11 protein-coding genes are annotated in these 12,904 nt (G+C 62.3%); 5 read left to right on the top strand and 6 right to left on the bottom strand.

Features of this window, described 5'->3' with window-relative positions:
- Positions 1 to 2 precede the first annotated feature (2 nt).
- From ACA058_RS04635 to ACA058_RS04650, 4 genes are all read right to left on the bottom strand, one after another.
- A complete protein-coding gene (locus ACA058_RS04635; protein ID WP_497638061.1) occupies positions 3 to 875 on the bottom strand; it encodes an ABC transporter permease in 873 nt (290 codons plus the stop codon).
- Positions 876 to 885: 10 nt separating this feature from the next.
- Positions 886 to 1,998 carry an ABC transporter substrate-binding protein gene (locus tag ACA058_RS04640; RefSeq protein ID WP_497638062.1) on the bottom strand — a complete coding sequence of 371 codons (1,113 nt, stop codon included), beginning with the start codon at positions 1,996 to 1,998 and terminating at the stop codon, positions 886 to 888.
- An 89-nt stretch (positions 1,999 to 2,087) separates the two neighbouring features.
- Complete coding sequence (locus ACA058_RS04645; protein ID WP_497638063.1) at positions 2,088 to 3,179, bottom strand: ABC transporter ATP-binding protein; 1,092 nt, start codon at positions 3,177 to 3,179, stop codon at positions 2,088 to 2,090.
- Between the two features lie 328 nt (positions 3,180 to 3,507).
- A complete protein-coding gene (locus ACA058_RS04650) occupies positions 3,508 to 4,413 on the bottom strand; it encodes a LysR substrate-binding domain-containing protein (RefSeq protein WP_497638064.1) in 906 nt (301 codons plus the stop codon).
- A 151-nt stretch (positions 4,414 to 4,564) separates the two neighbouring features.
- Here ACA058_RS04650 and ACA058_RS04655 point away from each other — a divergent pair, with 151 nt between their 5' ends.
- The 4 genes from ACA058_RS04655 (at position 4,565) to ACA058_RS04670 (ending at position 9,693) form a co-directional block, all read left to right on the top strand.
- Positions 4,565 to 6,169, top strand: coding sequence for a 5-guanidino-2-oxopentanoate decarboxylase (locus ACA058_RS04655; RefSeq protein WP_497638065.1), 1,605 nt, complete (start codon positions 4,565 to 4,567; stop codon positions 6,167 to 6,169).
- Between the two features lie 82 nt (positions 6,170 to 6,251).
- Positions 6,252 to 8,000 carry an amidohydrolase gene (locus ACA058_RS04660; RefSeq protein WP_497638066.1) on the top strand — a complete coding sequence of 583 codons (1,749 nt, stop codon included), beginning with the start codon at positions 6,252 to 6,254 and terminating at the stop codon, positions 7,998 to 8,000.
- Entirely contained in the window at positions 7,997 to 8,941 is a 945-nt protein-coding gene (locus ACA058_RS04665) for a CobW family GTP-binding protein (RefSeq protein ID WP_497638067.1), read from the top strand. The genes ACA058_RS04660 and ACA058_RS04665 overlap by 4 nt, the downstream gene beginning before the upstream one ends.
- Positions 8,938 to 9,693: a class II aldolase/adducin family protein gene (locus tag ACA058_RS04670; protein ID WP_497638068.1), complete on the top strand. Its 756-nt coding sequence runs from the start codon at positions 8,938 to 8,940 to the stop codon at positions 9,691 to 9,693. The genes ACA058_RS04665 and ACA058_RS04670 overlap by 4 nt, the downstream gene beginning before the upstream one ends.
- A gap of 139 nt (positions 9,694 to 9,832) precedes the next feature.
- On the opposite strand, the gene ACA058_RS04675 is transcribed toward ACA058_RS04670, so the two are convergent.
- Positions 9,833 to 11,353: a sensor histidine kinase gene (locus tag ACA058_RS04675; RefSeq protein WP_497638069.1), complete on the bottom strand. Its 1,521-nt coding sequence runs from the start codon at positions 11,351 to 11,353 to the stop codon at positions 9,833 to 9,835.
- A complete protein-coding gene (locus tag ACA058_RS04680) occupies positions 11,350 to 12,069 on the bottom strand; it encodes a response regulator transcription factor (protein WP_497638070.1) in 720 nt (239 codons plus the stop codon). The genes ACA058_RS04675 and ACA058_RS04680 overlap by 4 nt, the downstream gene beginning before the upstream one ends.
- A gap of 299 nt (positions 12,070 to 12,368) precedes the next feature.
- Here ACA058_RS04680 and msrB point away from each other — a divergent pair, with 299 nt between their 5' ends.
- Entirely contained in the window at positions 12,369 to 12,899 is a 531-nt protein-coding gene (msrB, locus tag ACA058_RS04685; protein ID WP_497638071.1) for a peptide-methionine (R)-S-oxide reductase MsrB, read from the top strand.
- Positions 12,900 to 12,904: the final 5 nt, after the last annotated feature.

Consider the following 12,904-nt stretch of genomic DNA (forward strand, 5'->3'; position numbering starts at 1 on the left):
TCTCAGCCTACCAGTCGGTTCACGCGGGTCATTTTCAACAGAACCCAGATCAATGCGCTGACCAGGGCCAGCAGCACCACGCTCAGTGCCGCACCCAGGCCCCAGTTGCTGGTCTGGAACATCTGCAGGAACACGTACTCGGCGATCATCACCGTTTGCCCGCCACCCAACAGTACCGGCGTGATGAAGAAGCCCAGGCAGAACACGAAGACCATGATGAACGCGCCCAGGATGCCCGGCAGGGTCTGCGGCAGCAGCACTTGCCAGAAGGTGCGCAAGGCACCGGCACCCAGGCCGCGCGAGGCCATGAGCACGCGCTGGTCCAGTTGACGCATGGTCGACAGCAGCGGGAACACCGCGTACGGGATCATCACGTGGAGCATGCCGATGACCACGCCGATTTCATTGCGGCTCAGTTGCAGCGGTTGATCGATCAGGCCCATGCCCAGCAGGCTTTCGTTGAGCACGCCATTGCTGCGCAGGGCGATCAACCAGCCGAAGGCGCGCACCAGCACGGAAATCCAGAACGGGATGAAGATGCAGATCTCCACCACCCGCTGCCAGAACGGCGGGCTGAACACCCAGCAGTACGCCAGCAGGTAACCGGTCACCAACGCCAGGCAACTGACTGTCATGCACAGGCGCAAGGTGCGCCAGAGCATCTCGTGGATCGCCGGATCCGTGGCGATGCGCTGGTACTGCTCGATGCCAGGCGTCGGTAGCGAGAAGCTCCAGCCGACCACGCCGAGGAACGGCAACACGTAGAAGACCAGCAACAGCACCGGCAGCGGAAACAGCAGCAGGCCGCGCTCCAGGCCCGGCGAGCTGAAGCGCGGCTTGGGGGTGGTCAGGGTTGAAGTCAGGGTCGTAGTCATGGTCGATGGCTCACTTGGACAGCCGCGTCAGATACTCTTCCAGGGCTTTGGAGTAGTTATCGGCGTACCACTGGGCATTGAGGGCGATCTGCTTTTTCAGGTTTTCTTCGGAGGCGCAGTTCGCTTCCAGTTGCTTGGCCGACATGAGCTTTTCCGTGGCGCTGTTGGACGGTCCGTTGCCCAGCAGTTCAAACAGCTTGAGCTGGCCTTCGGGCTGCAATGCTTGCTGGATGAACTGCATGGTTGGCTGAGTACCGCCCGGGTTGCCGTTGAGTACAGCCCAACTGCTGGAGTTGATGAAGCCGTTGTCGAAGCTCCAGCGCACGCGGTTGTCGGTGTCTTCGCTGAGCAGCTTGGCGCGGGTGTGCCAGATCGCACCCACCGACACTTCGCCGTCGACCATCAATTGCTGGCTCTCGGCGCCCGAGCTCCAGAACGACAGCACGTGAGGCTTGATCTCGTCGATCTTTTTCATCGCCCGCGGCACGTCCAGCGGATAGAGCTGCTCAGGCGCAACGCCGTCGGCGAGCAGGGCTGCTTCGAGCATCCCGTTCATCCATTTGTACAAGGTGCGTTTGCCGGGAAATTTCTTCACGTCCCAGAAATCGGCCCAGGTCTTGGGGCCGTTGTCGCCGAATTTTTCGCTGTCCCAGGCCATCACGTAGCTGAACTGATAGCTGGCGATGCCGAAGTCGGAGCTGAGCGCCGGGGCCACCTGATCGCGTTTGATGGTGTTGTAGTCCAGCGGCTGCAGAATCTTTTCTCGGCCCAGCACGATGGCGCTGTAGCTCTCGACGTCGACAACGTCCCAGCTCGGTTGACCGCTGGCCAGTTGCGAACGGATCGCGCCCTCGGTCGGGCCGGCGCCGTCGATGCGCACTTGAATGCCGGTGTTCTTGGTGAAGGTGTCGGTCCACGCCGAACGGAACGCGTTCAGGGCATCGCCGCCCCAGTTGACCACTACCAGCGGCTTGTCGGCCGACCAGCTGATGCCACTGCGCAACGCCAGCGGTACCGCCGCCAACAGGCCCATGGCCTGGATGAAGGTGCGACGATTGATCTGACCGCCACGGGCTTTTTCGATAAGCACTTCGATGCAGTCTTGTTGGTGATCCTGGCGCATGGGCAAGTCCTCAGTCGGCGGATGCCTGCGTGGGCACCGGCCTTTTTGTTGTCATTGGAAGAGAGCTTTGTGACGCAATTTCTTGGGAATCAGGCCTGGAGCAGGAAGCTTTGCTGCACCGGCCAGCTCAGCCACACCGGCGCACCGCTTTGCATCAGTGCCCCCGGATGATTGCCGGGCACGGACAGGTTGATCGGCAATGTATCGCCGCCGACCTTCAGCGCCAGGTGGGTACTGGAGCCTTGATAAACCTTGTCGGTTAGCTGCGCGGGCATCACGTTGTAGCCCTCCGTGGTCGGGCAATCGCTGTGCAGTTCCATGTGTTCGGGGCGTACGGCCAGTACGATCGGGGCATTGCTCAATGCGTTCGGTGCAACGGCGTGCAACACGCTGGTGCCACAGCGGCCGCTGGCGGTTTGCCCGTTGCGGGTGAGGTTGTCCAGCGGGAACAGGTTCATCTTGCCCAGGAACTCGGCGACGAAGCGGCTCTCGGGGCGGTTGTAGATGTTTTCCGGGGTGTCGACCTGGGTCAGCTTGCCGTGGTTGAAAATCGCGATGCGCGAGGACAGCGCCAGGGCTTCGTTCTGGTCATGGGTGACGAAGACAAAACTGGTGCCGACCTGACGGTGGATGCGCTGCAATTCGGTTTGCAGCTGTTCGCGCAGGTTCTTGTCCAAGGCTGACAGCGGTTCATCGAGCAGCAACAGTTCCGGTTCGAACACCAGCGCCCGGGCAATTGCCACGCGCTGCTGTTGGCCACCGGACAGCTCGGCGGGCTTCTTGTGCATGTGCGCGCCGAGGCCGACCACTTCAAGGATGTGCTTGACCCGGCGATTGCGTTCTTCGGCCGCGACTTTGCGGATGCGCAGCGGGTAGGCGACGTTATCGGTCACGCTCATGTGCGGGAATAGTGCATAGCCCTGGAACACCATGCCGTAGTTCCGCTTCTCGGCGGAGCGCCTGATGATGTCGACGCCTTGCTCCATCAACTTGCCCGAGGTGGGGCTGAGGAACCCGGCCAGGATCATCAGCAAAGTGGTTTTGCCCGAGCCGGAGGGACCCAGCAGGGTCAGGAATTCGCCTTGGCGAACATCCAGGTCGACGTTATCCAGCGCCGCGAAACGGCCGTAATACTGGCTGATACCTTGAGCGCTGAGCTGAATCGCTGAACGGCTGGACACAATGAGGTTCCTCTTTTTATTGCCCATAAGACGTACGAGGACGGATGCAAATCCGAAATGGGCTTTGGCCGTATTATTGTTAAAAATATCGCTACATCAATGGAATTATTTTGCCCGTATTGGTTAGTTTTTTTACCCAATTTTCAGCTGGCGGAGCGTGCCTTGTGGCGAGGGGATTTATCCCCGATGGGCCGCGAAGCGGCCCCAAAACCAGATAACGCGGTGTACCTGTTAGAACGGGGTGGCAGATTTTGGGGCGGCTTCGCCACCCAGCGGGGATAAATCCCCTCGCCACAAAGGTGGCGCCCACAAGAATGCATCGCGGGTTTTACAGGGTGTCCTGCCAGGTCTGGTGGGATGATTGCAGCTGCGTCTTGACCCAGTTGCTGAAGGCCTGGACCACCGCGCGCTCGGCCTTTTGCGGATCGGCGGCGAGGTAATAGCCACGGTGCAGGTCAATGGTGATGTCGAAGGGGCGTACCAGCAGACCCTTGGACAAGGCATCGCCGCTGATCAGGTTGTCGCCGATCGCGATGCCCTGGCCGGCAATGCAGGCCGATTGCGCGCAGTGCGCATCGGAGAACAGAATGCCGCTCACCGCATTGACCCCCGAAGCCCCGGCGGCGGTCAGCCAGACGCGCCAGTCCGAGTAATCCGTCATGTGCAGCAGCGGGTAGTTGCTCAGTTCATGCGGGCTTTTCAGACCGCTCAGCGCGTTGATCAGACGCGGGCTGCACACCGGGAAGAAGCGCAACGCGACGATCTCTTCGACGACCATTTCCGGCCAGTCGCCAATCCCGTAGGCGATGAACAGGTCGGCGCCGGGGTTGCTGATGTCGTCCGGTGTGCGGGGGGAAATCAGCTGCAATTGCACCTGCGGATACTGGCGCAGGAACGCGCCAATGTGGTGGCACAGCCAATAGGTGGCAAACCCCGGTGCGCAACTGACGCACAGCCGACCGGAGATCTCCTGGTCGTCGACCAACTGCCCGGCATCGAGCAGGTTCAACAAGATCCCGTGCACCTCCCGGGCATAACGTTCGCCCTGATAAGTCAGGCCGATGCCCCGGCCAATGCGCTCGGTGAGGGCGAAGCCGACACATTCCTCAAGCTTGCTGATCTGGTGGCTGATGGCGCTGCGGGTCAGGTTCAGCTCACGGGCCGCCACCGACACGCTGCCCAGGCGGGCGACCGCATCCAGCGCGCGAAGGGCGGTCATCGAAGGAAATCGCATGGGTCAATCCCGTTGTGGTGGTGAGGGGCACGTATGGTGATGGAAATCGAACAGTCAGGCCAAAAAAAATCGATTGTTGTATCGGTTGATTCAACAATACTAGCGCCAATTGTCATTGGGTCGCTTGGCCCATCATCAAAAGAGGTGCTGCATGACCCGTTGTGCCCAGGCGCTCGTTCAGTTGCTGGAAGGCTATGGCGTCGACACCGTCTTCGGCATTCCCGGCGTACACACCGTCGAGCTGTATCGCGGCTTGCACGGCAGCAAGCTGAAACACGTCAGCCCGCGCCACGAACAGGGCGCCGGGTTCATGGCCGACGGTTATGCCCGTGCCAGCGGCAAGCCGGGGGTGTGTTTCATCATCACCGGGCCCGGCATGACCAACATCATCACCGCCATGGGCCAGGCTTATGCGGACTCGGTACCGATGCTGGTGATCTCCACCTGCAACCGTCGCGAACACTTGCGCCTGGGCCACGGTCACCTGCATGAGTTGCCGGATCAGCGCGCACTGGTGGCCGGAGTCTGCGCCTTCAGCCATACCCTGCAGCACCCGGCGCAATTGCCGGAAGTGCTGGCGCGGGCTTTCGCCTTGTTCGGCTGCACGCGGCCACGACCGGTGCACATCGAGATTCCGCTGGACGTGCTGGAAATGTCTGCCGATGGCCTGGACTTGCGCCCGCGGGCGTTGCCGGCAGCACCGGCTCCGGCACCGGAGGCCATCGCCACTGCCGTCGAATTGATCCAGTGCGCCAAGCGTCCATTGATCCTCGCCGGTGGTGGCGCGCGCCGGGCTACCGAGGCCCTGACCGCGCTCGCCGAACGTCTGCAGGCACCCGTGGCATTGACCACCAACGCCCGTGGCTTGCTGGCCCCCGAGCATCCGTTATTGCTCGACGGTGTGCAGTCCTCGGCCCACGGCCGCGAGCTGTTCGCCGAGGCCGACGTGGTGCTGGCTGTCGGCACTGAGCTTGGGGAAACTGACTACGACTTTTTCGGGCTTGGCCCATTGCAGTTCAAGGCGCCGCTGATTCGCCTGGACATCGATCCGCTGCAAATACTCGGCGTCCAAGCGGCTACGATCGGCTTGTTGGGTGACGCCGAACAAGGCTTGCTCGCGTTACTCGAGCAACTGCCGAAACGCCAGGCCGATGACGCCTGGGCCGCTGAACGGGTGCGTCGGGTCAATGCCCTCGAACAGGCTGGCTGGACGGCGAAGCAGAGTCGCATGCAAGCGTTGCTCGATACGCTGCGCGATCACTTGCCACAACCGCTGATCGTCGGTGATTCGACCCAGCCGGTGTACCAGGGCGCCCTGGGCTACCGGGCGCCTACACCCAACAGCTGGTTCAACGCCGGTAGCGGCTACGGCACCCTCGGCTACGGTTTGCCCGCCGCCATCGGCGCCAAGCTCGCGCAACCCTCGCGCCCGGTGGTGGCATTGGTCGGAGACGGTGGCTTGCAGTTTTCCAGCGCCGAACTGATCGCCGCCAAGGAAGCGGGCGTCGGCGTGATCCTGCTGCTGTGGAACAACAGCAGCTACGCCGAAATCCGCGACTACATGAACGTCAAGGCGGTGCCGTTGCTGGGGGTGGACATCCTCACGCCGGACTTCGCCGCCCTGGCTCAAAGCTGCCACATCACTCATCACCGGGCGAGCAATCTGCAAAGCCTGCGCGAGCTGTTGGGTCGACTGGGCAACAGCGTCGAACCGGTGATGATCGAGGTGGATGCCGCGACCTTTCTTGCCGACTAAAACAACAACAATTTTTTCAGGTCCCCGGCACGCACAACGCGCGGTGGACCTTTCAATCTCCCTGAACTCAAAGGTGGCTTACATGGCTGAGTCCGATAACTTTTCCTCTACCCATTCCGTGCAGGGGACCTACGCCGACCTGATCCTCGCCAACGGTCGCATCTACACCCAGGACCCTGCCAACCCATGGGCAGAGGCGGTGGCGATTCGCGATGGCAAGTTGATCGGTGTCGCCGGCCTCAGCCAGATCGAAATGTTCAAGGGCCCGAACACCCGTGTGCATGACCTGCAAGGCGCGTTCTGCATGCCCGGCCTGCACGACATGCACACCCATCCCGACCTGGCGCTGGCGCCGCGCTACAGCGACGACCTGGATGTCGGCATCGAAGACCCGACGCCCGAGCAACTGCGCGAAAGCATCCTGGCCTATGCCGACAGTCATCCGGGCGACGGCTGGATCTACGGGCAATATTGGGTGCGCTACACCTTCCGCGAAGCCGGCCTGACCCCGGGTCGTGCCTGGCTCGACAGCGTCATGCCCGACCGTCCCGTGGCGCTGCTCGACCGCATGTGGGGCACCATGATGGTCAACTCCAAGGCTTTGGAACTGGCCGGTATCGACCGCCACACCTCAGATCCGCGCAACGGTTATTTCGAGCGTGACGAACTGACCGGCGAACCCACCGGCCTGATGATCGACGGCGCTTACGCGATGATCCACGCCGCCATGCCGCCGACACCGGTCAGCGTGCTGCGTCGTGCCTATCGCGATGGCGTGCACTTCCAGAGCTCGCGCGGGGTGACGGCGAGCAAGTACGTGCACGTCTGCGAACAGCGCTTGCAGGCCCTGAAGGAACTGGATGACAGCGGTGAACTGACCGTGCGCATCGAAGCGGCGATCAGTTGGCAGGACGACATCTTCCCGGTACGTCGTCGCTGGGAACTGCTGGCGGGCGAGCGTCACTACTATCGCAGCGCACGCCTGAGTGCCAACGCGGTGAAGTTCCACTTCGACGGCACCGTGGAGCCAAAGTCTTCGTACCTGCTGACCCCATGGCCGCAGGAATCGAGCTGGCGCGGCAAGCTCAACCTGACCCCGGAGCACATCACCGACATGGTGGTGGACATGGACCGCAAGGGCATTCGCGTCATCGCCCACTGCACCGGCGACGGCGCGTCCGACGTGTTCCTCGACGCGGTGGCCGAGGCGCGTCGGCGCAACGGTTTCAGCGGTGTGCGTCACCAGTGCGCCCACAGCACCTTGCTGCACCCGGGCAACCTGCCGCGCTTCAAGGAACTGAATGTCATCGCCGAATTTTCCCCGGCAGCCTGGTACCCGACACCGTTCGCCAGCGGTGCGCGTTCCGGTTACGGCCAGGAACGGCTCAAGCGCATCTACGACTTCAAGGGCGTGCTCGCCGCGGGTGGCACCGCCGTGATGGGCACCGACTGGCCGGTGGCGTCCATCGACCCGTGGCTGGCGCTGGAAACCATGATCACCCGGCAGAACCCGTGGAACGACGACCCGGCCTGCTTCGGTGACCCGATCAGCCTCGAACAGGCGCTGACCGTGATCACCAGCAACGGCGCCGTGGCCATGGGCCTGGAGCACAGCACCGGCAGTCTGCAAGTGGGCAAGTCGGCGGACCTGATCGTGATCGACCGTGACCTGTTCGCTTTACCTGCGCGCAACTACATCCACAAGACCCAGGTGCTGCTGACCTTCGTCGAAGGGCAACTGGTCTACGACCGTCATTCGACACTGGAGGCCGTTGGCCTCAAGGCGGTTTGGCAGGGCGAACCACCGGTGCTGGAGGGCAAGGCGCAATGACCACGCCACGTATCGCCGTAACCGTCGTTTCGGGCTTTCTGGGCGCCGGTAAAACCACTTTGCTCAACCGCATGGTGCGCCGTGCCGAAGGTAGCCGCCTGGCGGTGATCGTCAACGATTTCGGCGAGCTCAACATTGATGCCGCCATCGTTTCCGAGGTGACCGACGCCGTGTACAGCCTGCAAAACGGCTGCATCTGCTGCACCGTGCAGGAAGACCTGCTGGCCCAACTCGGCAGCCTGGCTCAATTGCAGCCGCGGCTGGAGCGCATTGTCATCGAGTGCAGCGGGGTGTCCGATCCACAGCGCATCGTGCAGACCCTGGCCTACCCGCAATTGCGCAGCCAGATGCAACTGGACATGGTGATCACGGTGGTCGATGCCACCCGTCATTTGCAATTGGAAGGTGAATACGCACGATTGGCGCGGGCACAAGTGGCCGCTGCCGACTTGCTGCTGTTGAACAAGACCGATCTGGTCGACGAGGCGCAGTTGCAGGCATTGCGCGAGGCGTTGGGGCTCAGGACTCGAGTGCATGAAAGCGTGCAGGCGCAGTTGCCGGATGCGCTGTGGCTCGATACCGATCTGGAGCTTGAACCTCGCACAGTGAAACCGCTGACACGGGTATCCGATGGCGATCACGGCGAAATGTTCAGCAGTTGGTTGTGGCAGAGCAACGCGGCCCTTGATGCCGAAGGATTGCGCGGCTGGTTGCAGGCGCTGCCCAGCGATGTGTTCCGGGTCAAGGGGCTGGTGAAACTGGCGCAGGGCAACAAGGCGCACTGGCTGCAACATGTCGGCACGCGCAGTCAGTTTCTGCCGGCGACGGATGAAGCCGGCGCCGATACCACTCGGCTGGTGTTCATCGCCCGTCGTGGCTTTGACGGTTGGGAGGCCTTGGGCCAGGGGCTTGAGGCCTGCACCGTGAAGGCGAGCGCATGAATCCGACCGAACAACGTTTGCGCGAAGAACTCGCCGCCTGTTATCGACTGGTGGCGCATTTGCGCATGACCGATTTGATCTTCACCCACATCTCGGTGCGCATTCCGGGGCCGGAGCATCATTTTCTGATCAACCCCTACGGGCTGATGTTCGATGAGATCACTGCGTCGAACCTGGTGAAAATCGACCTCAACGGCAACGCTGTGGAACCGTCGCCATACCCGGTGAACCCGGCCGGTTTTGTGATTCACAGCGCGATCCATGCAGCCCGGGAAGATGCGCAATGCGTGCTGCATACCCACACCCGATCCGGTTGTGCGGTGGCCGCACTCAAGTGCGGGTTGTTGCCGGTGAATCAGATTTCCATGGAGTTCTACGAGCGCGTTGCCTACCACGACTACGAAGGTGTGGCCCTGGACATGAGCGAGCAGCAACGGCTGGTGGCCGACATGGGCGATAAGTCGGTGCTGATGCTGCGCAATCATGGCCTGCTGACGGTGGGTGAGTCGGTAGGGCAGGCGTTCATGCGCATGTACTACCTGGAAAAGGCCTGCGACATTCAGTTGGCGGCCATGGCTGCTGGTGAGTTGGTATTGCCGCCGGCAGAAGTTTGCGCGCATACCGAGCGCCAGTTCAATGAGCCGGGGCGACCGCTGGATGACGGCGAGTTGAGCGACCCTGATGCCATGCAATTGGCCTGGGCGGCGTTGTTGAGATTGCTGGATCGGGTGGCGCCGGGGTATCGGGACTGATCCAGTCCCTTCGTTGAGTCAGCTGACGCCATCGCGGGCAAGCCTTGCTCCTACAGATTTCGAGTTGTTCGCATAATCTGTAGGCGACTCGGACTTTGTAGGAGCAAGGCTTGCCCGCGATGGGGCGCGCCACAGTCTGTCAGGCCTGCCCCGGCGTATTGAGATTCATCGACCGCACCGCCAATGCCGCAGCGGTCTGTTCATCGATCGGCAAGGAAAAACCAAACGTCGCCCCACGCCCCGGCCTGTCGATCAACTGAATCTCAAGCCCATGCAATTGCAGGATGCGGTGCACGATCCGCAACCCCAACCCGCCATCACGTCGTGCGCCACCAATATTGAACGGCCGCAAAAACAGCCCTTCGCGCAGTTCGGGCGCGATACCAGGGCCAGTGTCGCTGACAGTCACTTCAATGAATGATCCTTGCGGACGCAAGCCCAGTTCGATCTCGCCACCTGGCGGGGTATGGCGCAATGCGTTGTCGAACAGGTTGGTCAGCACCCGCTCGATCAATCCCAGATCAGCGCAGACTGCAGAAACGTTAGGGGCGAAGGTGGCCTTCAATTCGACCTGCCGCGCCTCGGCCGTCAGTTCGAATTTCTGGAAAATGTCCTGGGCCAGGTCGGTCAGGGAAAACCGCTCCAGCACCGGTTGCACGAAGCCGTGCTCCAGTCGCACCAGTTCGAGCAGCGACTGCGCCAGCCCGCCGACCTTGCGGCTTTGATCCAGGGCGATGCCCAGGTAGCGACGGCGGTCGGCGGCGGACAGCGTGGCGTCCTTGAGTGACAGGGTTTCCAGATAGCCGTGCAAGGAGGCCAGCGGCGTGCGCAGGTCGTGGGAGATGTTCGCCACCAGTTCGCGGCGCTCCTGGTCCTGGCGGGTCAACGAGCGCCATTGTTCGCCCAGGCGCGCCTGCATCTGCCGGAACGCGGCATCGAGCACAGCGATTTCGTCGTGACTGGCGGCTTTTTCCACGGTGACGGGCAGGGCCGGCGAGACCGGGACGCCATCGATGTCGAACTGGCTGACGGTTTCGGTGAGGCGACGCAATGGCCGGGTGATCAGCGCAAACGCGGTGAGACCGGCAATCAGGCACAGCAGCGCGACCAGTGCGATGGACAGCAGGGCGGTATTGAGCGCAGCGCTGGTGGCGCCGCGCTCGGCCAGGCGATCATGGTCTTCACCCAGCAGTACCACATAGAGATAACCCGCCGGCTTGCCATCAACCTTCAGCGGTGCAGCGCTGAACACCTTGCGCGCATCGACACTGCGCGGATCATCACCGGCAATCGGCAAAGCATCGCCCCGGAGCAGACGCTGGATTGGCGCCAGGTCGACGCGCTCGCGCCGAATCCGGCCTTCGGGCGCGGCACTGCCGACAATCTTGCCCTCGGTGTCCAGCAGGTACACCTCGACACTGGGGTTGACCTGCATCAGCTTGCTGAACAGATCACGCACGGCATCGGGCATCAGGCCCTGGGTGTCCATCAGCACCGTGTCGCGGGCAATGTGTTGCGCCAGGTCCCGGGACAACCCTTGCACCACTTCCTGTTCATGCATCTGGTTGGAGCGCACCTGCAGCCACGCCGAGGTGCCGCAGCACACCAGCAGCAGCACGGCGAACACCAGGGACAGGCGCTGCGTCAGGGTCAGCCTCATGGCTGCGGTTCCTCCCCGGTGGCGAATTTATAGCCGCGACCCCAGACCGTGAGGATGCGCGCCGGTTGCGCCGGGTCGGCTTCGATCTTGGCGCGCAAGCGATTGATGTGGGTGTTGACGGTGTGCTCGTAGCCTTCGTGGCTGTAACCCCAGACGGCGTTGAGCAGGTCCATGCGCGAAAACACCTTGCCCGGCTGGCGGGCGAAAAAGTACAGCAAGTCGAACTCCCGGGGCGTGAGGTCCAGTCGACGGCCGTCGAGGGACACTTCGCGGGTGATCGGGTCGATGGCCAGGCCGTCGGTGAGCAGGCTGCCGGCGTCCATCTTCAGGTTGCGTGCCATGGCATCCACCCGGCGCAGCAATGCTTTGACCCGGGCCACCAGTTCGAGCATGGAAAACGGCTTGGCCAGGTAATCGTCGGCACCGAGTTCCAGGCCGAGAATCCGGTGCACTTCACTGGAGCGCGCACTGGTGATGATGATCGGTGTGTAGCGGGCCATGGCGCGGGCCCGGCGGCAGATTTCCAGGCCGTCGACACCGGGCAGCATCAGGTCGAGGATCAGCGCATCCCAGTTGCCCTGTTGCAGCAGACGCATGCCTTCAGTGCCATCGGCGCTGTGCACCACCTCGAACTGCTCGTCACGCAGGTGCAGGCAGATAAGGTCGGCGATATGCAGGTCGTCCTCGACCACGAGGACGCGTTTGGTCTGTTCCATCCAGCTCAATCCTTCTGCGCATTGTGCGTATTGCCCTATTGCCACTATTGCCACTGTAGGAGCGAGCATGCTCGCGAGAAACCTGAGAGCGCCGCGGGGCGCCAGGCACCCCGCGTCATCGTTGGCCTCCATCGCGAGCATGCTCGCTCCTACAGTGGCGTTGGAATTGGCATTGGCATTGTGCGGGTTTTTCATGGCCCGAGTTATCACGAATTGTTTAACTTCCCGTGAGGATTTGGCGATCAAGCCAAGACTAGGCTGTGCTCCATGAAAGACCCCTGGAATTTTTGGAGACGGCCATGCTTTCACCACGCTTTTCACGCCGGCAATTCCTTTTCGCCAGCGGCGGCCTGGGCGTTGCGGCCCTGGCTATCGGCCTGTTGCCGAGATTCTCCACGGACACTGCGCTGATCAGTGACGCCAGCGCGGCCGAGGCGTTCGAAGTGACTCACAGCGACAGCGAATGGCACGCCATCCTTAGCGACGAACAATATGAAATCCTCCGCGAAGAAGGGACTGAACGGGCCTACAGCAGCCCGCTGAACAACGAGCACCGCGACGGCACGTTCGCCTGTGCCGGGTGCCAATTGCCGCTGTTCTCTTCGGCGACCAAGTTCGACAGCCACACCGGCTGGCCGAGTTTCTGGGCGCCGCTGGACAAGGCCGTGGCGACCCGCCAGGACCGTTCCTACGGTGTGGTGCGCGAAGAGGTGCACTGCCGGCGTTGCGGCGGGCATTTGGGCCACGTCTTCGATGACGGGCCGAAACCGACCGGATTGCGCTATTGCATGAACGGCCTGGCGCTGAAGTTTGAGCCCAAGACCGTCTGAATTTC

The sequence above is a fragment of the Pseudomonas sp. LBUM1649 genome (genome assembly GCF_059716155.1).